Here is a 25,913-nt window from a genome sequence, read left to right on the forward strand (position 1 = left end):
TATGTTAAGAATGGTAAGTAGTCCAGATTGGGTAAGGTTAAGTTTCGGAGCAGATATGGTATTAGGTTTTAGTCCAGGTATTTTTTTAAACAATGCTCTAAACACAACAATAAACCTCTTGCAGTATTACCCAGACGGCTGTAAGGCTAACTGTGCCTACTGTGGACAAGCCAGAGAAGTATCTCAAGGTCCTGAGTGCAAGACACTGATAAGAGTCGAATGGCCTTTAAGGAAACTAGATGACGTTATAAAGAAGATAAAGGAGAGACAAGGTGATCCTAGGTTCGGATTACAGAGAATATGCGTGGGGCAGTTAGCCCACCCTAGGGCAGCACAAGACTCAATAGAGATCACGAGGAGAATTAGAGAGGCCGGAATAGAGCTATCAATATCAGAATTAGTAACCCCGACCTACACGTTCAAGCGTCACATGGAGGAGATGAGGAAGGCAGGAGGGGATATGATAGATGTAGCAATCGACGCTGCAAGCAAGAGAGTTTTTGACATGACAAGAGGGAAGGAAGTCAGAAGTATGCATAGTTGGGATAGGTATCTTAAGGGTATTGATGAGGCTGTAGAAGTATTCGGTAAAGGAAATGCAGGGATACATCTGATAATAGGATTAGGTGAGACTGAAAAGGAAGCTGTTGATATAATGTGGTATGCTCATCAAAGAGGGGCAAAGATTACATTATTCGCCTTTTACCCAGAACAAAATACGTTAATGGAGAAGAGAAAACCTGTACCAGTGAACGTGTATAGAAGGATACAACTTGCAAGATGGCTTATCGAAAACGATCTCGTAACGTATTCTGACTTTGTATTCGACGAAAACGAGAGGTTGATAGATATCAATATACCTTCCGACTTGAGTATTGATGATATAGCACCAGCCTTCATGACTTCAGGTTGTCCAGGCTGTAATAGACCTTATTCTAATGAGAGACCCACGATGGAGTTCAGAAACATTCCTTGGTATCCGTCAAGAGAGATGGCAATTAAAGCTTTAAGGCAGTCTAAGCTAGACAACGTAATAAAAGCACTAGAACGAAAGTAGAATGTACATAAAAAGGGGTTCTTTAATCAGTTTTTTCTCAAGCGGTTTCCCTTCTCATGTTAGGGGTAAAGCTATAGACTTGAGTTCACCGGATCAAAGAACTTTTTTCTCACCGTTCAATGGGAAGCTCCTTAGAGTCGAAAAATTCTTTATAGGGAGACCAAACAAATACGTTAAGTCCAATTACGATTATATGCTCACTTTCTCGATTGAGGACAAGAAGATTAAGGTATTACACGTAGAGCCCATAATAAATGAGGGAGAGGAAGTTAAGGAAGGACAAGAAATAGGGTATTTTATTAACTCCCCTTACACTGGAGGAGATTTTTTACACGCCCATATCGAGGGGTTAACATTTAAGTTCCGCAAGGTGTCCGATTACAAAGAGTCGAGATGTGGAAAAGTCGTGTTAATTACTGAGAATTATTTCGATGTGGAGGTAGAAGATTACGCGTCAGCGGGAAATCTTCACGGTGTAGGTTGTTGCGGAGGACTACTTAACACCAGCTACCCATATGCTTGTTACGGGGGTATTATAGGCGGTTTTAATGGTCAACTCTCATTTTTCGATATAAATCTAGGCAGACCCGTGAACTTTAGGAAAAGGAATGTAGTTCTCTTTGAAGGAAAGAGAGGGTTGATCAAAACGTGGGAACAAAAGGCATCGTTTAAGATCCTAGCTAATCAGCCTGTCTGTGGTAAAGCGTTTTTTGAAGCTGTGTTATCCTACGGTGGAAAACCGAGGATAAGGTTTTTTAGAAAATATAACGGAGATTTAGGGGATAAAATTGACCTCGGAGAAATTATTAGGTATTATATGGGATGATAGGTTCAGGGACATATCGTTTTCTCACCACATGATAAGGGATATTTCTAAAGAGAGAATTAGGAGGTTCATAGAAATAGCGAGAAGAAAACTCCAGTTCGTAGAAATTAAACCTGAGTTAGCTAGCCTAGACGATCTCCTCGAGATACACTCGAAGGATTACGTCAATAGGCTTAAAGAAGTCAGTGCTTTGCCCTATTCTGGATATTTGGATGGAGGGGACACTATTCATTATCCCGGTATATTTGAGGACGTATTACTTGTGCTTGGTGCCTCGAAGACTGCGTTAAAGTTTTCCTCATATTTAGATTTTATTTACGTCCCACTAGGCGGGTTCCATCATGCTACGTACTCTAGACCAATGGGTTTCTGTCCTATAAACGACGTGGCGTATCTTGTTTTTCAACTACTTAAAAGAAAGGAAAAAGTGGCAATAATAGACGTTGATGCACACCACGGTAATGGGCTTCAGGAGTATTTGTATGATAAGCCCGTGTTAAAAATAAACATCTTTGCCTATGATGGCAAGTTTTTCCCTGGCACCGGAAGGGTTGAGGAGAGAGGAGAGGGAGAGGGGAAGTGGCTTAATTATAATTTTCCGTTACCTCTTAGTTCGGGAGACGATGTATTCGAAATAGCGTTGAGAATTCTCGACATAGTTGAGGAATATGATCCATCCTATATTGTTGTGATCTCTGGGGTAGACGGTCATAAGGATGACGGACTTAAGTCTCTGGAGTTAACTTGTAACTCGTATAACCTTTTGGGCTTGAAAGTGAGAAGGTTGGCTAAAAGTGCTAAAGTTATTGGATATGGTGGAGGGGGATATGGGAAGATGTCCTCCGAATGTATGGTGAGTTTCTTAGTTGGTCTCAGTGGTAAGAAAGAAGAGTTAGAAACTCCTACAATCTCGAATACTGAGAATATAAAAAAAGCTAAAGAGACTTTATCTCTCCTCTTATCCTTCCCTCAGCACTTTACCTAAATCTTCAGCAAGTTTTAACATTGCACCTAAAGCGTAACTTGTGTCCTTGTTACCTAAGGCACCTACCAATCCGAACGTTCCTACAGGTTTCACATGCGGTAAGTCTTGTACCCACATCTTCATTGCTATGCCCATCTTCTGCATTAAAGCTACCATAGCGTCTACGAATTGCGGATCACCGAACACCTCAAATAACTTCATCATCTTATCGATAACTCCTGCCTTTTGTAACTCAGCCATCCTTTCAAGCAACGACAACATTGAGGTGAAATCGACTTGTGTGAGTAGTTTGACAGTTTTTTCGCTCGTTAATTGTTTCATAACTGGGGATAGGGCTATTAAAGCATTAAGTGTTGCATCAATATCAATCGTCTCTAATAGTTTGAGGGTCTTCTCACCTGTTAGTTTTTGTAATAATGGGATCGATCTCTCGGCTACTGTGAGTAGTGCGTCTATGTCCATGGTTTGTAGTACTTTTAGTGCTTTTTCGCTCGTCATTTTTTGCATCAACGGTAGGAGTTTTTCTGTTGCGTCAAGTAGTGCGTCAACATCGAGTGATTGTAGGAGGGATAGGGCTTTATCGCTTGTTAGTTTTTCTATTATTGGCCATAGTGCTTGTATTTTTGTTACTTGGTCCATTCCGAATGAGATGAGTGCGTTTATTAAGTCAGCCTTCTGTACAGCATCAATTATAGAAACAGTTTGGTCAAGTAATCCCATCATTAAGTCTAACTGGCCTTGTTTATCCATTTCAGCTAATTTAGTAGTCACTTTTTCAAGTGCAGGTAAAGCATCTATTAACTTAGAGAGCCTTTGTATATTTTCAGGGTTAGTGAGTTTTTCGAGAGGGTCTTCGAATGTCTGAGCCACTTTTATCTCCTCTTAACTTTATTATAGTTTGTATTTTATATACTTTAATATGACAAAGTACGCAGTTATAACGACAAACTTGGTAACCAGAATCCCTGAACTGAGGCAAGCCCTAGCAGGTAAGAAGATCGTTGTCACAACTCTCACGTTCTCTAAAGCACTTAAAATGGGGGTAAACCCATCAAATCTTCTTGATAACGATGTGTGGATAAGGGCTTACTCCCATAAACCCATCAAAATTTCAGGTCTAGACGAAGCTGATTCTGAATCGGTCTTGGTAGCACAAGAGTTATCTGCCGAATTGTTTACAGACAACGAGAATGTGGAAAAAATCGCTAGGAAGATGGGGATTGCTGTTTTTCACTACCCTTGACCAACATCTTAAGAATTATATGGGGAGGAAATCCACCGGGTATCTCCACGTTCTCGTTAAGAACAATCTTAGGGACGTTCAACACTCTGTATTTTTTTCCCAATTCCTCATATTCCGTAACGTCTATTATCTCTAAGCTGACACTTTCATTTACTATAGGTATCTGATACAATAGTTCAGCAGCTATAGGACATTTTGTACAATCAGGTGTCACGAAAAGCTTTATGTTACCCCTTACTTTTACCGCTTCTGCCTTTTCCTTTTCGTCAAGCTGCACTGCATTGTTCGCAACTCTGATTAGTGAGTTAAGAAAGGGCCACAACTCGTTAGCTGTGGGAATACCGTAGTAAGTAAAGAAGAGTCTGTTGTTTTTTAAAACTTTTACGTAAGGCTTATCACAATTATTCTTTTCTATTATATTATTGCCTTCAGTGAGCTTGTCTACTACTTCGTTCGCTTTACATTGCTCAATGGTAAGCCCTTTTATGAACTTGGAGTACTGGGAGATAATTGGGTCGTAACTCATAAGAAATACCTCAAGCTCTCTATACCATCCAAAGCCTTAATTAATTTCTGTTCTAATTCTTGCACGTTTGAGAACTTTCTTTTTATCAGTATCATGTTATTGTTAAGCTCGTAAGTAACTGGCTCTCCTAAGCCTTGTGTTATTCTTGCAGCCCTAGCATACCTTATGCCCATTTCAACTAAATCATCAAGACTTTCTTTACCGGTAGGTAAGGGGATGGGTAATACTATTTCGTTTGATGATTTATCTATATAAAACGAGTATCCTTCCATCTTTATTATGAGCTTATTTTCAGCCTCCTCTAGCTCAAATCCCCTTTTCTTAACGTAATCGGCTAATGACATACAAATTATCTTTACTCTATGAATTATAAAATTTGGCTAAGTCGGTTAATTCCACAATTTTAGAAATTTTAGTTTAATTCGTTAGTTCTATTAAATTAAAAATTGAATAGTATGTATTTAACCAAAGGAATCATTTTAAAATGTTTAAATAACAATAACTATTTACCGATTTATTTATAAAATTTCAAATTTACTATATATTACAAAGCGTGATATAATAACGTTATTATTTTACCATCTAGTAAGACAAATAAGTCACAAATCTAGTTCACTTACAGTTAGTATCACTTATAGTTGTCTACGTCCAAATCGAATTCGTCCCTAGCTGCGTTTAGTACGACCTCACTTAAGGATGGATGAGCAAATATCGAGAAAGCTAGGTCCCTAATTGTTAATCTCTTCCTAACTGCTAATGCTAACAAGTTAACTAACTCCTCGGCAGAGTCCCCTACAATTTCTGAGTAAACTACTGTTCCGTTCTTGTCTATTCCTATGGCGGAGAACCCCTCCCTAAAACCTCTAATTATGGCTCTAGTGTTTGCAGCATAAGGGAATTTCACGAACTTTTCAACCTTTCTTTTATCACCTACAATCCCTATTTGAGGATCAGTGTAAATTACTTGTGGTGTCCCCTCATAATCCATTTCCTCGCAAGACCCCAGAATATTTAGGGAAGCTACTATGGCTTCCATATATGCTAAGTGGGCAACCCTATTTTCCTTATCAATTACGTCACCGATAGCGTATATGCCTTTAATTGAGGTCTCCAGTCTTCTGTTCACAATAATCCCGTTTCTCGTAGTCTCAATTCCTATTTTTTGTGTACCCTTAGGTATTGACGGCATCCTTCCGGTAGCGTATACTATTATCTCTCCTTCATATTCACCTTTGTCTGTTATCACTTTACCGTCCTTAATTTTCTTCGGTGTGACACCCTCTACAACGTTAACGCCGTCAAAGTCCAATCCGTTCATTAAAACGTGTCTTGTTTCCTCTTCAATTTCCTTGAGGACTTTACCCCTAGATAATAGTGTTACTGAAGAACCAAGTTTCGCAAATATTTGGGCTATCTCGGTTCCTGCCACGCCCCCTCCTATAACAACCATAGAGGAGGGGACTCTATCTAATCTTACGGCTTCGTCCTCGCTTATGGCATTTTCAACTCCCTCAATCGATGGAGTATTAGGTTTCGAACCGGATGCGATAATTATATTACGAGCCGATATTTTTTCACCGTTCACACTCAGCTCGTTCTTACCCAGTATCTCCGCCTCTCCTCTTATAATCTCTCCACCAGAAGACTTGATTAGTCCTTCTCCTGCGCTCCGTAAGTATTCTATGATTTCGTCCCTCTTACGGAAAAAAGTGGATCCGTCTAATGACACTGAAATAATAATTCCCTTATAATCTCCGATCTCCTTGAGTCTAGAATATAAAAAAGATAACTCAGATAAAAAAATACTGGGTACACAGCCGTAATTTACGCATGTACCTCCTATGTTTTCCTTCTCTATTACAACTACCCTTTTCCCCCTTCTCCCGAGCAGTACTCCGGCAGTATACCCTGCAGTTCCACCACCTATTATCGCGACATCAAAATCCATACTTACTCAGAAGAATAATGATCTGTCAGCATCAAATAATAAGTCTATTAGTGTCGAACCACCCACTATTTCTACTCCATCCACTACATCACTTTCGTTCATGTGACACATGTCCTTTAGGCTTTGGACACATACGTACATCTTCACACCGTTGTCTTTAGCCATATCGAAGAAGTGTATGAACGGGTTTCCTCCTTTCCTCCTTTCTTCTTCTTGCCATTTCTTGCTTAATAATAGTGGTCCTTTTATCATAAAGAAGACTTGTGCTTCATATTCCATTGATGCTGCTATTGACGCCATAAAAAGTGGCGCATACGTCCTATCTAGGTCTTCTGGACCATGTGTTACTACTATTAATACCTTTTTCTTTTGTTCTTCGCTCATCGAGCACCCCTCAACTAATAATTAAAAAAGCTTACTTAAATTTTTTATCAAACAAATTAACAGAAGACACTATATTTATTTCGTATATTTGATATCAATTAAATAAAAAAGATATATTTTTCATTAATTTCGATATCAGGAAAGCTTATATAATTTTAATTAAAAAATAGTAATTGGGAATACAAATGGGAGAGCAGAAAAAACTCTCAATAATTGTCTTCTCAGGCACAATAGATAAGCTAATGCCCGTTGGTATTTTAGCATCTGGAGCAGCTGCAGCGGGATATGAAGTGAATCTATTCTTCACTTTCTGGGGATTAACAAATATAACTAAACAAGGTTTACAGAATCAACCAGCCCCTATTGACAAGAACTATGAAAAGTTCGGTCCGATGATGATGCAAAAAATGCAAGAAATGAAGTACCCAATGTGGTATCAACTAATTGAACAAGCAAAAGAGGTAGGAGAAGTCAAAGTATACGCTTGTAGCACCACCATGGAGTTCTTCGGAATAAAGAGGGAAGACCTAGCTAGCTTTGTTGACGATGTTGTAGGTGTTGCAACTTTCCTAGATAGAGCAGAAGGAGGAACTGTATTATTCATTTAAGGTGAATAAAATGACAGAAGTTAAAATAGCCAAAACCTTAGACGCAAGGGGAATGTATTGTCCCGGTCCAGTAATGGAAACGGCTAAAGCTATAAAGCAAATTCAAGTTGGAGAAGTGCTTGAGGTCTTAGCTACAGACCCCGCAGCCAAACCAGACATTGAAGCGTGGGCTAGGAGGACGGGGCAACAAATATTAGACGTGCAACAGCAAGGTGGAGTAACTAGAATTCTAATTAAGAGAGTAAAGTAAAGGTAATATAATAATTTATTTTTTTAACAAAATTTATAAGTAACTTTTCGATTAATTTATTTGATTAGGTATGTCTAAAGTTATACCACTACCAGATGATCCAAGAGTAATGGATATGGCTTACACAGATCAAGCAATTGAACCTGAAGAGATGAGGAATTTCCATAGCTTATTATCTGAAGAAGAGGCTGAACTTGCAAAGAAATTCTGGGAAGCCGTAAAATCAGATTTTAGATTTAACGAGTATTTGAGGGGATGCTTAAACTGCGGCGTATGTACTTCTGGATGCCCGGCTGCAAAATTCTATGATTTTGGACCTAGAGAAATGATACAGTATATGATGAGAGATGCAGTTGATAAGATATGGGAATTTACCAACAAGAAAGTATGGGCGTGCGTTCAATGCTATACTTGTTCTATGAGATGTCCATTTAATAACGAAATAGCTGGATTAATAATGCTTCTAAGGGAATATGCAGTCCAATTTGGACTTCCATCCGCAAAAGAAATATTAGCCCCATATAGAAGAGTCTTATACACTGTAATCACGACAGGTAACCAAGTAACTCCAAATATGATTCAACCTGATGCGTTCCCAGATTGGGGTCCACAAGCGGTCGAAGAGTCAAAGAATATGGATGTGTATAGAAAGGCAGTTCCAGTCGATCTAATGCAGAGGACTGATATAGGTTGGCAATCTTCTTTACAAACTGCGGTTGAATTAATGACAATTTTCATTGAATCAGGTGTGATGGATTCAATAAAGAAGGTGGATGAAGATCTATACGAAATGATCATGGACATATATGAAGAGAGGAAACAACAACTAGAGGAAATAAGAGAAAAATGGGAAAAAGGAGAATTAAACGAAGATGAATTGCCTGACAACTGGATGGACTTATAAAGGAAAAGATTCAATATTTGTGTAAATTTATGTATTTTTTGCTTATTTAGTATCTATGAATAAATGTTTTAAATGAAAGTTTATATATTATAAACTACATAAATTGATGTAAAGGTGTAAGTCATGACAAGTCAAGAAGAAAAAAAGATGCAAGAAGCAATAAAAGAAGCTTTTCCTTATGCAGATGACGTAGATTGGAATGAAGTATATCAGAGAATTATATATAAATATAGTACTCCTCACGGTATTCAACACATTAAAGAGGAATTATATAAATTAGAAGACGAGGGAGAAGTAATAGTTCATCATATAAAGCCCTACAATAATCCGGTAGAAGTTCAGACTATTAATGGATTACCTAAGAAAATACCCACAAACAAACTATGGAACCACAAGAGTTGTGGACAATGTGGGCATATTCCAGGTTATCCCACTTCGGTTTTCTGGATGATGAATAAGGCCGAGATAGACTATTTAGATGAGCCACACCAGACTTCATGCACTGGCTGGAACTACCACGCTTCCGGTGCTTCTAACCCTGTAGCCTTAGCTGGAGTTTATGTAAGAAACATGTGGAGAGCTTATGAAACTGACTACTTCCCGTTAATACACTGTGGTACGTCTTTCGGTCATTATAAAGAAATTAGAAACATGTTAGTCTTACATAAAGAGATAAGAGACAAGTTAAGGCCAATAATGAGAAAGCTAGGAATGGACATCGTGATCCCTGAAGAAGTAGTACATTACTCAGAGTGGCTATTCGTAATGAGCAAGCAGTTAGCACAGCAGAAGAAATACGATCTAAGTAATGTCAAAGCCGCAGTTCATACACCATGCCATGTTTATAAGCTAGTTCCCGATGATACCGTATACGATCCGAAAGTCTTCGAAGGTAGGAGACCCGCAGCGCCTACTGGTACTGTAATGAACTTCGGTGCTAAAATCGTTGATTATTCTACTTGGTGGGACTGCTGTGGATTCGGTTTCAGGCATATATTAACAGAGAGAGAATTCAGCAGGAGCTTCGCATTATTTAAGAAGGTAATTCCTGCAGTAGAGGAAGGACATGCAGACGTATTTGTAACATCTGATACTGGATGTGTAACGACACTAGACAAAAGCCAGTGGGCTGGAAAAGCTCATGGTTTTAACTATAACTTACCAGTTCTAGCAGACGCGCAGTTTGCAGCAATTGCAATGGGTGCAGATCCATACAAGATTGCTCAAATACATTGGCACGCAACTGATGTTGAAGGTTTCTTAAGGAAAATAGGTGTACCAGTTGATGACTACAAGGAGAAGTTCCTACAGTATCTAGCTGATTTAAGAGAAGGCAAAGCCCAGCCCGAATACTTGTATACTCCTCACAGAAAGATTGATTTCTACCTAACATTACCTGATAGAGTGAAGTGGTATAAGGGAGAAAAAGCTGTACAAAAGTGAAAAGCAAAATTTTTTAAATTAATTTTATTTAATAAATGTTAGGATTAGGTGATTAAATGGCCGGAGAAAAAGTTCTAGTTATTGGTGCAGGGCCAGCTGGTCTTTCAGCAGCGAAGGAGTTGGCTAATTTAGGAGTTAATGTGGTATTGGTAGAAAGGGAATCATACTTAGGTGGTACTCCTAAAAAGCTTAAGTATAGTCTCTTGTTCCCTAACCTAGTTCCTTCTGAGCAAGTTATTGATCCCCTGATTAAGGCTGTAGAAGGGAGTAAGAATATAAAGATCTATAAGGAGAGTATTGTAGATAGTGTAAAGCAGGAAGGAAGCGGTTTTGTTGTAGGTATAAAAGATAAAACTGGTAAAGTGATTAACGAGAAAGTTAATGCAATTATAGCTGCATCTGGTTTTGAACACTTCGATTCAAGGAGGAAATACGAATATGGTTACGGTATAGTCCCCAATATTTATCAGATATCAGACATAGAGAAAATGTTATCTGAGAATAAGCTAGTAACTACGAAAGGGACACCGCCAAAGAGGGTTGCTATATTATTGTGTGTAGGTTCAAGAGACGCTACTGTAGGTAATACGTATTGTTCTAGGGTATGCTGTGCAGTATCAATCAAACAAGCAATGGAGATAAAACAGAGAATACCTGATGCAGTTGTTCATATTTACTATATGGATATAAGAACATATGGTCTAATGGAAGATAGATTATATTGGAAGGCTCAATTAGATTATAGAGTAGGGTTTATAAGAGGTAGGATATCAGAGTTTATGAGAGGACCTAACGATACTGTAATAATTAAGGGAGAAGATACAATGAACTTAAACAGAGCGCTAGTAGTTCCATATGATATGGTGATATTAGCTAACGGTATGGAGTTAGGTTTAGGTTCAAAACAAGTAGCTAAAGTATTAGGCTTAGAGCTAGAACAGCATGGGTTTGTAAAGCCGCTTGACGAGCATACCTTACCAGTTCAGTCTACTAAGAAGGGTATATTCTTAGCTGGTGCGATAACTGGTCCTAAGACGATATCTGATTCAATAACAGAAGGTTATGCAGCTTCAATGAAAGCTTATGAATATATAACTAAAGGTATATGGGAGGAGCCCGTACAGGTAGAGGTGGCTCATCATTAACACTATTTTTTTAAATCCTGATTATGTAAGAGATATTTTTAATGCAATGTTAGATAAGGATGTAAATAATACTTATAGTGATCCTAAGAAATCTTTCTCTATAATTTTGGATGCTATGAAAATGAAATCTGATTTCCTCATGAACTTAGAAATTAGGACTGAGGAAGATCGTAAAAAACTATTTGAGGTATTTTTCCATCACAAGAAGTTTTATTCTCAAGTGGCTGAAAGTACTCCCTTGTCTGAATTTTCCGCCTTGTACTCCAAGATGAAGGATACTTCTCTACCTTATGATGATAGAGTTAACATATTTATAAACTCCGTAAAGGGGATGGAATTAAAAGATTCGAGGGATATGGCTAGGGAGCTTTTACATTATCTTCAGCCTACAGATTTCCCCCTATGGAATAGATGGGTGTGGAATGAAGAGAAGAATTCGGGTTCAATAACTTATGTCCTTAAGGATAACGTGACCTTAAAGAACAAGAATGATTTTATATCTGCAGTGAATGAGCTAAAAAGTATTTTATCAATTTTTGGTTTAGATACCTCAAATTATTATCCCACTACACTTTTTTTGGTCTATTCGTACGTAAGGTATTTAGATTACACTACACACCTTGCAATAGATAAAAAGGCGGCGGGGTTACTCCCCACTCATCTTTCCACAACCGCCTTGGTTTTAGGGTTAAAACCCTTCTTAAAGGTGGTGAAATATGCCCATTCCTGAGTTGGAAAAATCTATAATAAAAGGTGTAATTCAAAAAGATAAAGTAATAGTGGATGGAGTAGAAATAGACGGTACATGGAACGCATTTTTAGTAGAGAGAACACAAACGGGTTATGACCCTAGTGTATGGGACGAGATCGCTAACACTCTAGAAGGATATACAATCAGCGCTTGTTGGCAATGCGGTACTTGTACTTCAGGTTGTACTATGAGAGAATACGATCCTAACTACGGTCCGCGAAAATTCATAGACCTCGCTAGAAAAGGTGATAAACAAGCATTGATAGAACTACAGAACAGTATATGGAGATGTGTGTCTTGTCAGAAGTGTACCCACAGATGTCCTAAAGGTGTTCTAGTTGAGGAAGTAGTTCATGCAATCCATAATTATTTGCTAAAGCACGGGCTAGTTAAGAAGGATCCTGGTACAATATTCGACGAGTTATTCCTTGAGACAGTTATGAATAATGGAGGAAGAATATCGGAATTAACTCTCGGAGCAGCATCAGCTAAGGCTGGATTCGTATCATTGGGAATAAAAGATCTTATAATGATGAGTGGAGCTATGTTGAGGTCTGGTCTGTTTAAGGAGTTAATGAAACCAAGTAAAGTTAAGAACTGGGATAGGGTAAAGAAAGTATTAGAGGAAGCAATGAAGGAGGAGGTGAGAGCAGAATGACCATGAGACTAAATAATCCTTACGGTAAAGTAGCATTCTACCCAGGCTGTTCACTAGACGGAATGGGTAAGTCCTACGAAGTATCTTTAGCGTTAGTAGCTAAGGATCTTGGGCTTCAGTACGAGAAAATAGAGGATTACAACTGTTGTGGTGCACTAGAGGTTAAGAACGTAAATACTATGGCAGGATTACTGCTTCCAGCTAGGAACTTATCTTTAGCAAGACAAATGGGAGCAGATGCTGTAATGTCTGCATGCCCAGGCTGTCATTATTCACTATCGAGAACTCACTATTACATGACTAAGTATCCTAAGTTGAGAGAAAAAGTAAATATGTACTTAGAGAAAATGGGTGAGAAGCCTTATGATCTACAATTGTTAATGATACATGCCGTAGAGTTTATATACAATACTGCAGGTCCTGAAGGTGTAAAGAGCCTTGTAAAGAGACCACTTAATGGTCTAAAGGTAGCTCCATATTATGGCTGTCTATACGCAAGACCGAAGCAGTTCATCTTAACTGGATACATGAAGATCAAGGATGACCCTGAAAGACCGTTCTTCATGGACGAGTTATTAAAGGCTACTGGAGCCGAGGTAGTGCCGTTTGAAGCAAAGACAATGTGTTGTGGAGGTCCACATGTATATTCTGATCCAGACGTAGCTCTGAACTTAGAAGCAAGAATATTGAAGGAAGCAAGAAGGAACGGTGCCGAACTCCTAGTGGTGGATTGCCCATTAGGTGGTGTTGCTTTAGAGACTAATATGAACAAGATTGCCGCAAGATACGGTGAAGATCTGAGAATGCCTATAGTGTACTTCAGCCAGTTATTAGCGTTCGCATTTGGTCATTCACCTGACGAAGCGTTACTGACGGCTAATGTTACAAATCCGATGCAAGTTTTGAAGAGATTTGTTTAAAGAGTTAACTTCTTTTTCCTTTTCTTCTTCACTTAGCTCTTATTTTTCAGGAATTCTCTCAACCACCCTAAAACCGCATCGTCGTTATTTTCATGAAGGTATTTGAAAAAATTCTGTAGGAATTCCTGAGAAGATTTAGAAGTTATATAAGTCTTCCTTAAGCCCTCTAATGCGGTCGCTCTGTTTATCCTAAATGAATGTGTTATGCTTTTTCTTCCCGTGAACATAACCACTGTCGTTATCTTTTCTGTTATTATGATTCTAGTTATAGTGGAAGAGAGGAGTAGGAGTCTGAAAATTATTTCTTCTTTGTCGCAGACTAGGCTAGTTTTATCCTCTTCAAAAGTGGTGATTATGTTTTCGTTTCCCTTTTTCTTTACTATCTTAAACCCTTCTCTTTCAAGTTTTTTTCTTATTTCATCACTAATCTTGCCTGTTCTTAACAAGTCTTCCTCTTCAATGAGGATACCTTTAAACTCCACAACTTTTAATCTATTTGTTTGAATATGAAGATTTCGATTATCGGTATTATAGTCATTTTGGTATCCCTATTGACTTTGGCTAACGTTTCAGTAGGTTCTCAAGGAAGAATGATAAGTTTTGTTAAGCAATGTGGGAGTAATATACTAATAGTATATTCAAATGGAAGTGTTATGCTAGAAAATCCTTTTAGAGAAATCTTATTTATCACCCAAATAAACTTTACGAGGATAATTGGACTCTCTCAGCCGATAGTGTATCCTTGGGGTGTAAAACAATATCCTGAGAGCTTCGAGCACAACGTACTTATATTTCTTAACCAGTCTGGGTATTATGGACTAATATTACCCTCTTTTTATCCAGCATTATTAGTCCTTAATTCGACTAATATTACTTATATTCCTCCAATGTCTTTTCCTCTGACCGTAAAGATGGTAATATATGTCTCGCCCTATTTTCCTAATATGAACGCTGAAATAATAAACAATTATTTAGTTCAATATAATAACTCGGAGGTCATAATATCGAGTTTATCGAACGCAGTGATAAATTCATTGAACCTTTCCATTAACGATCTGAAGGTGTTCGAGAACGCCACAGTGGTTAATAATGTAATCTTGGATCGACAAGGTAACGTAATATACCCCTCTATATATAACCTGGGCTACTCTAACGTGACCTCTGTTTATTTCTATCAAGGCAACTATTTCTATGAGTGGAACTGTACTTTATATGAAGATGGTACCGTAATTTATAGACTCAACTTCTCGTCCGGTATAACTAAAATTTACTCCTACAACGGTTCTCTATATGTTTTCTTCTCCAATGGATACTTATTGGATAATAAGCATCTAATCTTTATAGGTAAATACTATAATTTTCTTGATAATCAATACGTGATCATTAACAATACGGTCTACGGCCTTAACTTAGAAAAGTTAAGTCCTCAATATAATTTTACTCCTATTTACTATTATGACGGGATCGTAATGGGCAATAATCTCTCCATATTAGTGCCGAATAATATGACATTTGTAAGGGTTAGAGAAGTGGGTTTACCCCCTGAATCCATTTGGATAATCAATGACAGTGGTATATTATACTATACTGATAAACCCTCTGTGGAAGTTTTTAACCTTTCTAAGATGTCGTTTTATTCAGTACTACCTTTCTATGTCAAATCTTATGGTAACTATACTGTATTATTTAGCCCCGTATATCAGCGCCTTAGCCTAGAGGCCTCGGTAGTCCCCTTAAACCTTACAATCACATTATTTTACACTCCATTAGACAATTATCGACTAACAGTACACGCTGATATTACATCATCATATACTATAATTATACTCCCGGCAGGGTACTATACAGTAACCTACGGAAATAATAAGGTAGTGGTAAAGCTGACAAACGGAAGTACCACCTTGGTTTTGACTGAGACTACATATCATACTACACGGGGGAGTCCCCACAGAAGTTTAGACGCCTCTGCATTTGTATTAGCTTTAGTAGGAATAGCAGTAATTATCATATTAATTTTGAGAAATATAATCAAAAGGTAATTATCACTCTGTCAGCTATTAACTTAAAATACAAAGATTTAAATATGTGTATTTTAATTATATAATGTGATTAACTATGGAATTGGAAATAAGTAGGGTCAGATTACCTTCGGGAAAAGAAGTCGGTCTAGTAGAAGCCTTGAGTTTCTGTTATGACCTCTCGGATACTGATTTTCAAGTCCTTAAAGCACTACTAAATAGCGACGGGAAAAACGAGGATATGTTAGCTGAGCAGCTGAAAATATCTAAGGCTTCCATAAATAGGAGCGTAAACAAGTTAGTATCTTTAGGTTTTGTCGAGAGGATGAAAGACTCCTCCTCTAAAGGAGGTAGGCCCAGATACATTTACAAATCAATTCCCGTGGAGAGATTAATCGAAAAGATCACAAATGATTTTAGGAGATGTGCTGAACTTTTCAGTAATATTATACCTAAGGATTTAGAAAGTTAAGAATAAATTAATTTATTCATCGCATCTATTTTTACTTCTATGAAGAGTATTCTGATAACGGGTTTAGGTTTTTTGGCTACTAATGTAGCTTATTACCTTTCTCAGAACTATAAGGTGACAGTAACTTATAGGAATTTGAATCCCGTGAAAGAAGTATACGTTAAGACGTTAAAGGAAAAAGGCGTTGAAGTAATCCAGTTAGACGTATTGAAAGACATGGACAAGTTGAATAATGCTGTTAAAGAGCACGATCTCGTAGTTAACTTCATAGGGGAAATCAGCGGTAAACCTGAGGATTTGAGGCGATCTAATTATGAAGTCCCTACAAGAATAGCAGAAGTAGCTAGGCAGTTTGGAAAGTTAATGATCCACACTAGTGCATCTACTTACGGTATTACGGGGTTTGTGAAAGTTGAAGAAAAGTTAGGAGATGGTTTGAAACCTCAGTCTACTTTCGAGAAAACTAAGTTAGAGGGAGAGCTCTCCGTATATAAAATTCTAGGAGACAAGGGGTTTATATTCAGGCCTACACTGGTTTACGGACGATTTGCGGCCCACGTCCAATTCGTGACTATATATAAGTTAGTTAAAAGAGGGCTTCTTCCTGATATTAACATATCTTTTATGCCGATAAGTGCTAGATATATGGCTCAAGGAATTGCAGCTATAACTGAAGGTAAAAGTCCGTCAAAGAATTACTTTTATGTAACTGAATGCGAACCAATAAATATCACTAGGTTATTCGAAATCTATGCTGAAGCATTAAATAGGAAGGTTGTAAAGATTAAAATCCCAACGTTTATAGCTAAGGCCTCTCTTCCCTCAGATGTAAGACAGTTATTAAAGTACTCAGGGACTATCTTTGACTGTTCTATATTTAAAGAAATTGTACCGAATTTACAGTTTGATAAGCCTGAGCTTGTAGAGAACGCTAAGTTCTTGTCTGAACTTGATAGGGAGGGAAGGTTAATTCCAACGTGACTTAGCTAAAAATTTATAATCTTCTTCTTTCGAGATTATGATAATTAAAATGCCTCACATATACAGACATCAAATAGACAAGGACATAAGTTTAACATTCCAACCTAAGGGAGCTAATCCTACGTTGGCTCTCAACCTGGGAGGGATGTTCTTACACATTCCAGTGAAGGGTAAGAAAAGACCCTATTTGTCCTATGCTAGTTCGAGTGTAATGTTAGAACAAGGATTTAATTTAGAACATCACCATTTCTTAACTAGGTCGAGAGAAAATGAAGAAGAGGAAGAGAGTGAAATAAATGAAGAAAAGAGTGAATAAGAGAAGATTGTTAATTTAAGTTAAGCAGGGACTAAAGAAGGCCAAAAAGCTAGAATTCCTAAAGCTTAAAATATTCTAAGTACTCTTCTGGAAGACTACAACATGCGTCATACATAGGAAGATTAAATTCTTTCACAACCCTCGGTGATGGGTTAGCTATCCTTTGAACTAAACCCTTTTCTACTGAAATCTTGTCCAATTTATCTTTTATAGCATGAGGTCTCATACAACCCAAACTCACTCTGCCTTGCATTAGTCTGTTCCCCAACTCTATCATCTTTACCGTTTCTTCTACCTCAGGGACTTTAAATACCTGAGAAGGTGTACCCTTCGTGGGTATAAACACTAGGAAGTTAAGTAGATAAGGCTTAAAGGAGGAAGCTACCTTTATACTTTCAGCTACGTCATCGTTAGGTAGTCCAAGCATTATGTGAGGTACGATATACTTAGGTCCGTAATCTATCAGCATCTCTAAGACTTTCAGATAATCTTCTCTGCTTCTCCCAGAGAGTCCTTTGGACTGGAAGGCTTTAGGAGAATAGGCGAACTCGTAGTCAACTATGTCAACTACATCTTTTAACTCTTCTATTGTGCTCTTGTCAAGGAGTCCAGGGTGAATGTTAAATATTATATCCGGGTTCTCCTTCTTTAACCTTTTCAGAACTGGTAAATAAGGTCTTATTGGTAGTTCTCCTCTCTTATTAAAACCACCACTTATTAGAAAGCCTTTAACCCCCATCTCGTATCTCTTCTTAACGTATTTGTGCATGGTTTCTGGAGTCATGACCCCTTCCATGGAGCTTATGTACTTAGAAGTGCAGTAAAAGCAATTGAGAGAACAACTCCCCCCAGTTATGCTTATGACAGCGAACTTCCTGAATGTGATGAAGCCAAGAACCATTTGTAATCCCTCAACGGTATATTATATAATTCTTTATCCAAAGGACTTTCATTATAATAAGGTCTATCACAAGAAGGACAACCGGAGGTAAGGAATGCTTCCTCACCATCTTTACCAGTGGATAGTTTATACCTCAAGGCTTGTATCCTGCGGTAGTACTCCAGTGAAGGTCTCTCCTTTTTTTCATACGGCGTCCCCTTTACTGGGGTGAAGGCGAAAAGGGCTACTTCAGCCCCAAGAGCGTAAAGTTCTTTCATAGTGTTGACTATTTCTTCCTCACTCTCACCAAGACCTACTATGAGGTGCACGTAAACATGTTTACGGCCGAAGACGTCGATAGCATCCTTTATAAACTTAATATATTTCTCGTAAGAATAAGGCTTCCCAACTTCTCTCCACATTGATTTAACTGTGTCTAAGCCGACGCCCAGATAATCAACCCCTACTTCTTTTAATTTAATTAAGTACTGTTTGTCTACGGGGGTTATTGTAACGGACTTGTGTTTAGAGTCTATTTTTGACATTATCTCGATAACCTCGTCTTCGAACTTCTCCTTAATCACCGTTTGTAAACAAACTCTAGTAAAGCTATTCAACGAGTCTTTAATCTCTTCCAGTTCCACGGGGTACCACTTCACCTTGGAAAGGTAAGTCTTGTCAGCATTGCTTAACACTGACTGAGTGCAGAATTTACATGAGGCATTGCATCCACTGCTCTGAAGTAAGTATGCAGTATTACTTATTTTAATGCCCTTCTTTATGAAGTAATAAGTCCCAGCAGAGACTAGTACTTTCATTCAGACACTCTCCTCCTGATTTCATTTGCATCCTCATCACTTAAGTCGAACTTTAAGACTTCGGCTATTTCGTCAATATGTTTTTTGTTTGCCGATTTAGGTATTGGAATAGCATTTTTCTTCAAATATGCTAATGCTATTTGAACCACGGTTTTTCCGTATTTCTGTGCTATGTCATACAATCTGTTCTCAGTTGTTATTCGCCCTTGACCTAGTGGAGAATAAGCTATTATCTCGATACCGTTCTTTTTAGCGAATGGTATTATGTCTCTTTCTGGGGAGAGGTTATATATGCTATATTCTATTTCGTCGGCAACTATCTCGTATTTCCTAGTTAACGTTATAGCCTCCTTTAGTAATTTTAGGTCGAAATTACTCACTCCTATACATCTAACTATTCCCCTATCAACTAACTCTTCCATTGCGGCGAGGGTTTCTGAGAGCTTAACTGAAGGGTTGGGCCAATGGATGAGGTATAGGTCGATGTATTTAGTGTTCAGACGTTTAAGGCTATTGGTAGCGGACTTGATTACGTCGTCGTATTTTAAGTGGTTGTTCCAGACTTTAGTTATTATGAAAACGTCGTCCCTTTGAAAGTTTAAAACTGCCTTCCCCACCAGTTCCTCGGTATGTCCTCCTCCGTACATCTCTGCAGTATCTATGACGTTAATTCCCTTTGATATAGCATAGGAAATAGCTTCAATGTATTTATCGTCGTTTGAGTAATCGGCAGTCCAGAAGCCTCCCCCCATCTTCCACGTACCTAGACCAATTTCGCTTACCTTCTTATCACATAATTCCTTCAAAAGTCCTCACTAATTCCCATATTGCCTCTAGATATGAGGGATGAGGGAACTGAAAGTCTAGGAGAGAACTTATACTTACTCCGAATTTCATCGCAATCCCTATAATTGTTATGATTTCTTCGGCTCTCTCAGAAAACGCAACAGCACCGACTATTTTTCCTCCTTCCTCACAAATCTTCAAAAACCCCTCTGTTTCCTTCTCAGCAATAGCTCTAGGTAATGTGACCATATCAATTTTCTTACAATTCCCAGTTGTTTTTCCAATATATGCTATTTGAGGCATTGTGTATATTACTTTAGGTACAACTGATCCGTCATATGCTTTCCTTTTGCCTAATGCGTTCAGTGCAGCCGTGATCCCCTCGTGAATCGCTTCATGTGCAGTAAACGATCCGGTTACATCTCCAGCAGCGTAAACATTTTTTAGAGAGGTCTCCATGTATTCGTTTACCAAAAGCCATTTATCTCTCCTCAATTCTTCAAATCCCTCTAAATTGGGTTTTCTGCCAAAACTAAGAAGAACGAAGTCTCCTTCTATCTTTTCTCCCTTAGATGTGATCACCGCGTTTCCATCAATTTTAGCCTCTACTCCCATGTGGAGTTTAATCCCCAGCTTCGAGAAGTAATTAGTTACACTTTTCCTTAAGTTTGGGTCATGTTTAGGGAGAAGTAAATCCTCTTTTTCTACTATGTGGACCTCCTTTCCTATCATTCTAAGGAGCCATCCATATTCTACTCCTCCTACTCCTCCTCCTACTATTACAACTTTGTTGAAATCTTTATCGAGATATGGAAGGTCGTCTGCAGCTAACGCCCCAGAGGGCTTTATAGTCCCGGTAGCTATTATTACCTTTTCTGAGTTAAGAGTTTGTCCATTAACTTCGATTTTCCCACCTTTTAGAGACGCCTTTCCATGTATAACGTTAATATCGTGGCTTTCTAATATGTATTCTAAGCCTTTTGAGAGTTGGTTTATTGCGTCCTTAGCAAGTTTAGTGAGTTCTAAGTAGCTGAAGTTCAAAGTTTTCCCTATTCTATCTAGAGAATAAGCTAGAGCCAAAGGATGGAGCATCGCTTTAGACGGAATACAGCCAAATAATACACAAGTCCCACCTAACTTTTCCCTCTCTTCAACCACTGTCACTTTCTCCCCTAAAGAAGCAGCTGTTAATGCTGCGTAGACTCCAGCCGCTCCTGAGCCTACTATCGTTATCATAGATTAATATACTACTTATACCTTAAAAAAAATAACTTGTATGAGATTGGTCATAGAGGGTGGGAATCGTGGAGACAGACAAATGGCTTTGGACGAGACGATGTTAATACTTCTAGATAGAGATATTATTCCAGAGACCCTTAGGCTTTGGAATTTTTCTCCTACAATACTATCCATAGGGAGGTTTTTAGCGGTGAGAGATTGGGTTAACGAAGACCTCCTCAGAAAGTATTCGATACCTTTGGTGAGACGGTTCACCGGAGGAGGTCCTGCACTACATGACGAAAAGGGGGAGATAACGTGGACGGTCGTACTCAAAATGAACGATATAATGAAAGCTTATAAAATAGTTGCTGAGGGTCTCATCTCAGCTATTAAAGAGTTCGGTGTGAAAGGAGAGTTTACGCCGATAAACGACGTGGTGATAGAGGGAAAGAAGGTTGTAGGTATGGCTGGTGCCATGAAGAAGAGGGCTGTAGTTGTTCACGGGACTTTTATGTTTGACACTAACCTCGAGTTAATGGATGTGATAAAAGTCCCTAGAGTGAAAGAAGTTGATAGGGGAAAGCCTAAAACTAGGGTGACTACTATATCTGCTATTTTAGGCGAAAAGATAAGTAGGGAAAAAGCTTTGAACGCCTTGATTAAAGGATTCTCCGAGGTGTTTAAACTAGAGGAAGGGGAACTAACTGAGATTGAATATGAAATATCAAATCAGTTGAAGTGGAAGTATACTAATCCCAACTGGACTTATATTAGGTGAGAAGATGTGTGAGGTCTCTTTTAGGTCTAGGCAAGGTAAAACTGTAATTGTGAGAGTTTACGGTGATAAGGTGGAGATAACTGGGGATTTCTTCGCTTCAGAGGAGGAGTTAGAAAATCTGGAGATATGTTTATCGAGAGGAGAGAAAGGCTGTAAGGCAGTTATCTTAGGCGTTGAAATAAGTGAGTTATATAATGCCGTTGAGGAGTGTAGGAGAACTTCATCTTAATTAGAAGAGCCAGTGTTACATAACTTTTTATAACTCATGGATTTAGATATATCTAAGTATGTCAACGTACGATCTTAAATATGCTTATAGGGCTTTAGTAATTCTGGCACCGCTAGCTGTAGCCGTTATGTATACTGAGGGAATGTTAATTCCAGCATTGCCTTCAATTGCAAGTGAGTTTGGGGTTTCATCAGCTACTGTTAGTTGGGTATTGTCGATATATCTGTTGACTGGTACGGTGATGAATCCTATAGCGGGTAAACTAGGAGATATATTTGGTAAGAAGAGGATATTGGAGATAGTAATATGGATTTACGCGCTTGGAGTGACGCTAACGGGCTTTTCGCCTAATTTTACGGCTCTCTTAATTTTCAGGGCAATTCAAGGTTTAGGTTTAGCTATGTTCCCTTTGGCATTCAGCCTCATCAGGGAGGAATTTCCTCCTAATCTCGTTCCTAGAGCGCAAGGCTTGGTAAGCGCTATGTTCGGCGTAGGAAGTGCCATAGCCCTACCGTTAGGAGGTTACATAGCACAGAACTTTGGTTGGCAGTATACATATCATACGGTTATCCCAGTAGTAATAACATTGGCTCTCTTAATTCATTTCTTCATTAGGGAATCTAAAGTGAGGCTAGAAACTAAGATAGACTATCTAGGAGTAATTCTATTAGGATCAGCTTTGGGAACGTTGATATTTGGACTAACCGAAGGTCCGACTTACGGATGGGCTTCACTAGAGACAATAGGTTCAATAATAACATCTCTACTTCTATTTGTAGTATTCTTTTATGAAGAAAAGATTTCATCATCTCCGTTAATGCCATTAAGTCTAATGAACAGGAGAAACGTTTTAGTTGCTAATATAGCTGCTATAGTAGCTGGTTTTGCATTATTTATGGCTTATCAGACACTCACATATTTACTAGAAGAACCTAAGCCTGTTGGTTTTGACTTAGATATTCTGTCTACTGGATTATGGCTAGTTCCTTTAGCTTTAATTCAGATGGTAGGTAGCGTAGCTGGTGGTCGGTTTATATCTAAGAAAGGCCCGAGACCGATCTTGATATTTGGTTCCTTCTTACTTATTCCTTCTTACTTAATCCTTTCGTTAATTGTAGGGAAGGGTGGATTAGGGACTATAATACTATTTGCTTCAATCTCCAACTTGGCTGCTGCCCTCCTGAACGTGTCCCTGATTAACATTCTTGTCTTCTCAGTTGAAAGGCAATACATGGGTATAGCGACCTCTTTAAACACGGTATTCAGGCTTTTAGGCGGGACTTTAGGACCTGCTGTAGCTGGAGCTATAATGGGGACTTTTGAAACCAGTATAGTTTATCCAGTCGTGATAAATGGTCAGATAAGCTACATACCGGTAATGATTCCGTCTGATTTCAGCTTCTCCCTAAATTATTTAATAGCAATGGGCATAGCTATAGTGATGAGTGCCCTATCTTTAGCATCTAGGAATATACAATTAGGGCAAAGAGTTGCAAAAGAAGTAATAAAAGAGTAAAAAGCTAAAATGGTTTTTTGAAAAATTCTCACTCTTTAACCTTTTTAACTTGTTCCATCGCCCACATCATCGGACAATATCCACCGCACATAGTACAAGCTTTTACCTTAGGTTTTCCAAACTGTGTATATACTCTATAAGCGTTATCTGGATCTATAAGCTGAGATATCATTTTGTCCCATTCTAACCTACCTCTGTACGTACTTACTTTGTCGTCCCACTTTCTAGCTTTTTTACCGAGTTTTACGATATCACCCACATGAGCTGCTATTCTATAGGCTATTGCACCCTCTTCGACTTGTTTGACCGTAGGTAGGCTTAAATGTTCTGCAGGAGTTAAGTAACATAATAGATCAGCGCCAGCAGAGGCGGCAAGACCAGCACCTATAGCTGATGCAATATGATCATAAGGAGCTGCTACATCCGTAGGTAAGGGTCCCAATACATAATACGGTACTCCGCCTGTCAGCTTCTTCATTAGCTTTACGTCCCATATGACTTCGTTAAGGGGCATGTGTCCGGGTCCTTCTACCATGACTTGGACACCTTTACTTATTGCGTCCTTCACTAGTCTGCTAGTTTCTAGCAACTCACTTACTTGAAACTCGTCATGTGCATCTGCTGTAGCTCCAGGTCTTAACGCATCTCCTAACGAAATTGTAGCGTCGTATTCCTTAAACATCTCAAGTATATAATCCCAATTTTTTCTATAAGGATTCTCAGAATCATTATGTATCATCCAACCGGCTATCATATCGCCTCCTCTTGAGACTACCGGTATTATTCTCCTGCTCTTCAGGGCTCTAATAGCGAGATCTTTTGTAATGCCAGCATGTATGGTCATAAATGCTACTCCATCTCTCAGTTGTTTTTCGACGGTATTCAATAGGTCATCTTCAGTGAAATAAGCTCCTCCAGACCTCTTTTTGAACGACTCTATGAATACTTGGTAAATCGGGACGGTTCCTACGGGAATTTCGCTGTTTTGGATAATTTTCCTTCTGATCTCGTCTAAATCTCCGCCAGTCGATAAGTCCATAAGTGTATCCCCTAATTTGTTAGCTACTTTCACCTTTTCTAACTCCATTTCTACGTCAACTACTTCGCTTGAAGTACCTATGTTTATGTTGATCTTTGTCGTAACACCCTTACCTACAGCTACTAACCTTTTGCTCGGTTTTTTCACGTTTCTTATCAATATTATCTTTCCATCTGCGATTCTACTTCTTACCTTTTCTGGAGAGATTAGCTCTAACTTTGATATAGCTTTCATCTCGTCCGTAATATTACCTCTCTTCGCTTCTTCGATTATCGACATAAGTTTGAATTGGAATAAGTAACTTATAAACATTATTATATTCTAAAGTGGACAACTATATAGATTAAATAGACAGTAAATCCATTAGGAAGCCTAAAAATTTTATTAATAGTTATTTTTTCTAACCTAATTCCCATTCTTTCTTATTAAAAATCTCGGTTAGAAATTCTTTAATTTTATCAAATACTAGAGGCATAAGGATTACCAATTTATCGGAGAATAGAGTGTATCTCTTCACCTTTAGTATGACGATATAACCGATTCTCCCCTTCCTCAAGGCAAATACTGAAATATATGCCCTTACTTTCAACTTTCCTATTATGAGTAAGGATTCTAGGTCTGCCCTATAAGGAGAGATTCTTGATATTCCTTTTCTGAGTCTTATAATTGTCGAATCACTGTTGTAATATTCGATATCACTCCAACTGGCCATTAAGTTAGAGGCGTAGGATGACCAACTAAGATAAATCTTCTCATTTAGATTTGCAAAATACCCCCAAGAAAGCAATATTATAGATGCTAGCAAAGTGTATTTTATGATACTATGCCCCATCAGTAAAGAGAGCAATACGTAAACAATTGTGAAGATTATGTACTTTCTCTCATTCAATAGGTACGTCAACAAGACGCCGAGGAAGTAGTTCATAGGGATCAATAATAGAATTGAGTACTCAAATAGCTTCTCGGTTACCACTAAAATGGTAACAAATGGCATAATTAAGAACGTTAATTGATAGAAAATTTTTCCTCTTAGTTTCTTATATTTTTCTACTATTTCTTTAGCGTCTTCATATATTGGTTTTAAGTTCTTTATCGATTCAGTGAATTCACTTTTACTTAAAGATATGTCCTTATCTGAGATTACATTCCACGGGATTTCCATGAATTCAATTTATTTTTTGTTAACACTTATATAAAACATTAAGGCAAAT

31 protein-coding genes are annotated in these 25,913 nt (G+C 38.2%); 19 read left to right on the forward strand and 12 right to left on the reverse strand.

Annotated features, from left to right (window positions below; genetic code table 11):
• Position 1 precedes the first annotated feature (1 nt).
• From D1868_RS09930 to D1868_RS09940, 3 genes are read left to right on the forward strand one after another with little or no spacing between them, the layout of a single operon-like run.
• Positions 2-1,057, forward strand: coding sequence for a radical SAM protein (locus D1868_RS09930; protein WP_156007728.1), 1,056 nt, complete (start codon positions 2-4; stop codon positions 1,055-1,057).
• 1 nt (position 1,058) lies between these two features.
• Positions 1,059-1,883 (forward strand): DUF8155 domain-containing protein, encoded by an 825-nt coding sequence (locus D1868_RS09935; RefSeq protein ID WP_156007729.1) that lies wholly within the window; start codon positions 1,059-1,061, stop codon positions 1,881-1,883.
• The gene (locus D1868_RS09940) at positions 1,840-2,868 is read left to right on the forward strand and encodes a histone deacetylase family protein (protein ID WP_156007730.1); all 1,029 of its coding nucleotides are present in this window, start codon (positions 1,840-1,842) and stop codon (positions 2,866-2,868) included. Before D1868_RS09935 ends, D1868_RS09940 begins: the two co-directional genes overlap by 44 nt.
• On the opposite strand, the gene D1868_RS09945 is transcribed toward D1868_RS09940, so the two are convergent.
• Positions 2,842-3,738 (reverse strand): DUF1641 domain-containing protein, encoded by an 897-nt coding sequence (locus tag D1868_RS09945; protein ID WP_156007731.1) that lies wholly within the window; start codon positions 3,736-3,738, stop codon positions 2,842-2,844. The two genes, D1868_RS09940 and D1868_RS09945, sit on opposite strands and share 27 nt — an antisense overlap.
• A gap of 49 nt (positions 3,739-3,787) precedes the next feature.
• Between D1868_RS09945 and D1868_RS09950 the strand changes: the two genes are divergently transcribed.
• Positions 3,788-4,111 (forward strand): PIN domain-containing protein, encoded by a 324-nt coding sequence (locus D1868_RS09950; protein WP_156007732.1) that lies wholly within the window; start codon positions 3,788-3,790, stop codon positions 4,109-4,111.
• Here the strand turns inward: D1868_RS09950 and D1868_RS09955 are convergent.
• The 4 genes from D1868_RS09955 to D1868_RS09970 all read right to left on the reverse strand — a co-directional run bounded on the left by D1868_RS09955 (position 4,074) and on the right by D1868_RS09970 (position 6,969).
• Positions 4,074-4,637 carry a thioredoxin family protein gene (locus D1868_RS09955; protein WP_156007733.1) on the reverse strand — a complete coding sequence of 188 codons (564 nt, stop codon included), beginning with the start codon at positions 4,635-4,637 and terminating at the stop codon, positions 4,074-4,076. The two genes, D1868_RS09950 and D1868_RS09955, sit on opposite strands and share 38 nt — an antisense overlap.
• Positions 4,634-4,981, reverse strand: coding sequence for a hypothetical protein (locus D1868_RS09960; RefSeq protein ID WP_156007734.1), 348 nt, complete (start codon positions 4,979-4,981; stop codon positions 4,634-4,636). The genes D1868_RS09955 and D1868_RS09960 overlap by 4 nt, the downstream gene beginning before the upstream one ends.
• Before the next feature lie 284 nt (positions 4,982-5,265).
• On the reverse strand, positions 5,266-6,585 hold the full coding sequence (locus tag D1868_RS09965) for a dihydrolipoyl dehydrogenase family protein (RefSeq protein ID WP_156007735.1): 1,320 nt from the start codon (positions 6,583-6,585) through the stop codon (positions 5,266-5,268).
• Positions 6,586-6,591: 6 nt separating this feature from the next.
• The gene (locus D1868_RS09970; protein WP_156007736.1) at positions 6,592-6,969 is read right to left on the reverse strand and encodes a DsrE family protein; all 378 of its coding nucleotides are present in this window, start codon (positions 6,967-6,969) and stop codon (positions 6,592-6,594) included.
• Between the two features lie 185 nt (positions 6,970-7,154).
• Here D1868_RS09970 and D1868_RS09975 point away from each other — a divergent pair, with 185 nt between their 5' ends.
• From D1868_RS09975 to D1868_RS10010, 8 genes are all read left to right on the forward strand, one after another.
• Entirely contained in the window at positions 7,155-7,577 is a 423-nt protein-coding gene (locus D1868_RS09975) for a DsrE/DsrF/DrsH-like family protein (protein ID WP_156008014.1), read from the forward strand.
• A gap of 10 nt (positions 7,578-7,587) precedes the next feature.
• Entirely contained in the window at positions 7,588-7,827 is a 240-nt protein-coding gene (locus D1868_RS09980; protein WP_156007737.1) for a sulfurtransferase TusA family protein, read from the forward strand.
• Between the two features lie 70 nt (positions 7,828-7,897).
• Entirely contained in the window at positions 7,898-8,731 is an 834-nt protein-coding gene (locus tag D1868_RS09985; protein WP_156007738.1) for a 4Fe-4S dicluster domain-containing protein, read from the forward strand.
• 123 nt (positions 8,732-8,854) lie between these two features.
• Positions 8,855-10,174, forward strand: a complete 1,320-nt coding sequence (locus tag D1868_RS09990) for a CoB--CoM heterodisulfide reductase iron-sulfur subunit B family protein (protein ID WP_156007739.1) — start codon at positions 8,855-8,857, stop codon at positions 10,172-10,174.
• A gap of 56 nt (positions 10,175-10,230) precedes the next feature.
• Positions 10,231-11,319 (forward strand): CoB--CoM heterodisulfide reductase iron-sulfur subunit A family protein, encoded by a 1,089-nt coding sequence (locus tag D1868_RS09995; protein WP_156007740.1) that lies wholly within the window; start codon positions 10,231-10,233, stop codon positions 11,317-11,319.
• Positions 11,320-11,365: 46 nt separating this feature from the next.
• A complete protein-coding gene (locus D1868_RS10000; RefSeq protein ID WP_156007741.1) occupies positions 11,366-12,049 on the forward strand; it encodes a hypothetical protein in 684 nt (227 codons plus the stop codon).
• The gene (locus tag D1868_RS10005) at positions 12,036-12,728 is read left to right on the forward strand and encodes a 4Fe-4S dicluster domain-containing protein (RefSeq protein ID WP_156007742.1); all 693 of its coding nucleotides are present in this window, start codon (positions 12,036-12,038) and stop codon (positions 12,726-12,728) included. The genes D1868_RS10000 and D1868_RS10005 overlap by 14 nt, the downstream gene beginning before the upstream one ends.
• Positions 12,729-12,730: 2 nt before the next feature.
• A complete protein-coding gene (locus D1868_RS10010; protein WP_156008015.1) occupies positions 12,731-13,648 on the forward strand; it encodes a CoB--CoM heterodisulfide reductase iron-sulfur subunit B family protein in 918 nt (305 codons plus the stop codon).
• A 32-nt stretch (positions 13,649-13,680) separates the two neighbouring features.
• Here the strand turns inward: D1868_RS10010 and D1868_RS10015 are convergent, their stop codons facing one another.
• The gene (locus tag D1868_RS10015; protein WP_156007743.1) at positions 13,681-14,130 is read right to left on the reverse strand and encodes a hypothetical protein; all 450 of its coding nucleotides are present in this window, start codon (positions 14,128-14,130) and stop codon (positions 13,681-13,683) included.
• 24 nt (positions 14,131-14,154) lie between these two features.
• On the opposite strand from D1868_RS10015, the gene D1868_RS10020 reads away from it, so the two are divergent.
• From D1868_RS10020 to D1868_RS10035, 4 genes are all read left to right on the forward strand, one after another.
• Entirely contained in the window at positions 14,155-15,687 is a 1,533-nt protein-coding gene (locus D1868_RS10020; protein ID WP_156007744.1) for a hypothetical protein, read from the forward strand.
• Between the two features lie 76 nt (positions 15,688-15,763).
• Complete coding sequence (lrs14, locus tag D1868_RS10025; RefSeq protein WP_156007745.1) at positions 15,764-16,138, forward strand: Lrs14 family HTH-type transcriptional regulator; 375 nt, start codon at positions 15,764-15,766, stop codon at positions 16,136-16,138.
• 39 nt (positions 16,139-16,177) lie between these two features.
• Positions 16,178-17,119, forward strand: a complete 942-nt coding sequence (locus D1868_RS10030) for an NAD-dependent epimerase/dehydratase family protein (RefSeq protein WP_156007746.1) — start codon at positions 16,178-16,180, stop codon at positions 17,117-17,119.
• A 49-nt stretch (positions 17,120-17,168) separates the two neighbouring features.
• Positions 17,169-17,435, forward strand: coding sequence for a hypothetical protein (locus tag D1868_RS10035; protein WP_156007747.1), 267 nt, complete (start codon positions 17,169-17,171; stop codon positions 17,433-17,435).
• A gap of 58 nt (positions 17,436-17,493) precedes the next feature.
• Here D1868_RS10035 and D1868_RS10040 read toward each other — a convergent pair whose 3' ends face one another.
• From D1868_RS10040 to D1868_RS10055, 4 genes are read right to left on the reverse strand one after another with little or no spacing between them, the layout of a single operon-like run.
• Positions 17,494-18,336 (reverse strand): LipS1 family lipoyl synthase, encoded by an 843-nt coding sequence (locus D1868_RS10040; protein ID WP_156007748.1) that lies wholly within the window; start codon positions 18,334-18,336, stop codon positions 17,494-17,496.
• A complete protein-coding gene (locus D1868_RS10045) occupies positions 18,294-19,133 on the reverse strand; it encodes a radical SAM protein (RefSeq protein WP_156007749.1) in 840 nt (279 codons plus the stop codon). The genes D1868_RS10040 and D1868_RS10045 overlap by 43 nt, the downstream gene beginning before the upstream one ends.
• Positions 19,130-19,939 (reverse strand): aldo/keto reductase, encoded by an 810-nt coding sequence (locus D1868_RS10050; RefSeq protein WP_269194905.1) that lies wholly within the window; start codon positions 19,937-19,939, stop codon positions 19,130-19,132. The genes D1868_RS10045 and D1868_RS10050 overlap by 4 nt, the downstream gene beginning before the upstream one ends.
• A complete protein-coding gene (locus D1868_RS10055; RefSeq protein WP_156007750.1) occupies positions 19,923-21,155 on the reverse strand; it encodes a dihydrolipoyl dehydrogenase family protein in 1,233 nt (410 codons plus the stop codon). The genes D1868_RS10050 and D1868_RS10055 overlap by 17 nt, the downstream gene beginning before the upstream one ends.
• A gap of 40 nt (positions 21,156-21,195) precedes the next feature.
• Between D1868_RS10055 and D1868_RS10060 the strand changes: the two genes are divergently transcribed.
• From D1868_RS10060 to D1868_RS10070, 3 genes are read left to right on the forward strand one after another with little or no spacing between them, the layout of a single operon-like run.
• Positions 21,196-21,918: a lipoate--protein ligase family protein gene (locus tag D1868_RS10060; RefSeq protein WP_156007751.1), complete on the forward strand. Its 723-nt coding sequence runs from the start codon at positions 21,196-21,198 to the stop codon at positions 21,916-21,918.
• A 4-nt stretch (positions 21,919-21,922) separates the two neighbouring features.
• The gene (locus tag D1868_RS10065; protein WP_156007752.1) at positions 21,923-22,147 is read left to right on the forward strand and encodes a hypothetical protein; all 225 of its coding nucleotides are present in this window, start codon (positions 21,923-21,925) and stop codon (positions 22,145-22,147) included.
• Between the two features lie 58 nt (positions 22,148-22,205).
• Positions 22,206-23,663 (forward strand): MFS transporter, encoded by a 1,458-nt coding sequence (locus D1868_RS10070; protein ID WP_156007753.1) that lies wholly within the window; start codon positions 22,206-22,208, stop codon positions 23,661-23,663.
• 28 nt (positions 23,664-23,691) lie between these two features.
• Here D1868_RS10070 and thiC read toward each other — a convergent pair whose 3' ends face one another.
• Positions 23,692-24,981 (reverse strand): phosphomethylpyrimidine synthase ThiC, encoded by a 1,290-nt coding sequence (thiC, locus tag D1868_RS10075; RefSeq protein WP_156007754.1) that lies wholly within the window; start codon positions 24,979-24,981, stop codon positions 23,692-23,694.
• Positions 24,982-25,102: 121 nt separating this feature from the next.
• Positions 25,103-25,864: a hypothetical protein gene (locus D1868_RS10080; protein ID WP_156007755.1), complete on the reverse strand. Its 762-nt coding sequence runs from the start codon at positions 25,862-25,864 to the stop codon at positions 25,103-25,105.
• Positions 25,865-25,913 lie beyond the last annotated feature (49 nt).

This window comes from Stygiolobus azoricus (genome assembly GCF_009729035.1).
GTDB lineage: Archaea > Thermoproteota > Thermoprotei_A > Sulfolobales > Sulfolobaceae > Stygiolobus > Stygiolobus azoricus.

Bases quoted from the DNA above. Each gene is read 5' to 3' on its own strand.
- D1868_RS09930 (WP_156007728.1), top strand. From the start codon at position 2: ATGTTAAGAATGGTAAGTAGTCCAGATTGGGTAAGGTTAAGTTTCGGA.
- D1868_RS09935 (WP_156007729.1), top strand. From the start codon at position 1,059: ATGTACATAAAAAGGGGTTCTTTAATCAGTTTTTTCTCAAGCGGTTTC.
- D1868_RS09950 (WP_156007732.1), top strand. From the start codon at position 3,788: ATGACAAAGTACGCAGTTATAACGACAAACTTGGTAACCAGAATCCCT.
- D1868_RS09955 (WP_156007733.1), bottom strand. From the start codon at position 4,637: ATGAGTTACGACCCAATTATCTCCCAGTACTCCAAGTTCATAAAAGGG.
- D1868_RS09960 (WP_156007734.1), bottom strand. From the start codon at position 4,981: ATGTCATTAGCCGATTACGTTAAGAAAAGGGGATTTGAGCTAGAGGAG.
- D1868_RS09965 (WP_156007735.1), bottom strand. From the start codon at position 6,585: ATGGATTTTGATGTCGCGATAATAGGTGGTGGAACTGCAGGGTATACT.
- D1868_RS09970 (WP_156007736.1), bottom strand. From the start codon at position 6,969: ATGAGCGAAGAACAAAAGAAAAAGGTATTAATAGTAGTAACACATGGT.
- D1868_RS09975 (WP_156008014.1), top strand. From the start codon at position 7,155: ATGGGAGAGCAGAAAAAACTCTCAATAATTGTCTTCTCAGGCACAATA.
- D1868_RS09980 (WP_156007737.1), top strand. From the start codon at position 7,588: ATGACAGAAGTTAAAATAGCCAAAACCTTAGACGCAAGGGGAATGTAT.
- D1868_RS09985 (WP_156007738.1), top strand. From the start codon at position 7,898: ATGTCTAAAGTTATACCACTACCAGATGATCCAAGAGTAATGGATATG.
- D1868_RS09990 (WP_156007739.1), top strand. From the start codon at position 8,855: ATGACAAGTCAAGAAGAAAAAAAGATGCAAGAAGCAATAAAAGAAGCT.
- D1868_RS09995 (WP_156007740.1), top strand. From the start codon at position 10,231: ATGGCCGGAGAAAAAGTTCTAGTTATTGGTGCAGGGCCAGCTGGTCTT.
- D1868_RS10000 (WP_156007741.1), top strand. From the start codon at position 11,366: ATGTTAGATAAGGATGTAAATAATACTTATAGTGATCCTAAGAAATCT.
- D1868_RS10005 (WP_156007742.1), top strand. From the start codon at position 12,036: ATGCCCATTCCTGAGTTGGAAAAATCTATAATAAAAGGTGTAATTCAA.
- D1868_RS10010 (WP_156008015.1), top strand. From the start codon at position 12,731: ATGAGACTAAATAATCCTTACGGTAAAGTAGCATTCTACCCAGGCTGT.
- D1868_RS10020 (WP_156007744.1), top strand. From the start codon at position 14,155: ATGAAGATTTCGATTATCGGTATTATAGTCATTTTGGTATCCCTATTG.
- lrs14 (WP_156007745.1), top strand. From the start codon at position 15,764: ATGGAATTGGAAATAAGTAGGGTCAGATTACCTTCGGGAAAAGAAGTC.
- D1868_RS10030 (WP_156007746.1), top strand. From the start codon at position 16,178: ATGAAGAGTATTCTGATAACGGGTTTAGGTTTTTTGGCTACTAATGTA.
- D1868_RS10035 (WP_156007747.1), top strand. From the start codon at position 17,169: ATGCCTCACATATACAGACATCAAATAGACAAGGACATAAGTTTAACA.
- D1868_RS10040 (WP_156007748.1), bottom strand. From the start codon at position 18,336: ATGGTTCTTGGCTTCATCACATTCAGGAAGTTCGCTGTCATAAGCATA.
- D1868_RS10045 (WP_156007749.1), bottom strand. From the start codon at position 19,133: ATGAAAGTACTAGTCTCTGCTGGGACTTATTACTTCATAAAGAAGGGC.
- D1868_RS10055 (WP_156007750.1), bottom strand. From the start codon at position 21,155: ATGATAACGATAGTAGGCTCAGGAGCGGCTGGAGTCTACGCAGCATTA.
- D1868_RS10060 (WP_156007751.1), top strand. From the start codon at position 21,196: ATGAGATTGGTCATAGAGGGTGGGAATCGTGGAGACAGACAAATGGCT.
- D1868_RS10065 (WP_156007752.1), top strand. From the start codon at position 21,923: ATGTGTGAGGTCTCTTTTAGGTCTAGGCAAGGTAAAACTGTAATTGTG.
- D1868_RS10070 (WP_156007753.1), top strand. From the start codon at position 22,206: ATGTCAACGTACGATCTTAAATATGCTTATAGGGCTTTAGTAATTCTG.
- thiC (WP_156007754.1), bottom strand. From the start codon at position 24,981: ATGTCGATAATCGAAGAAGCGAAGAGAGGTAATATTACGGACGAGATG.
- D1868_RS10080 (WP_156007755.1), bottom strand. From the start codon at position 25,864: ATGGAAATCCCGTGGAATGTAATCTCAGATAAGGACATATCTTTAAGT.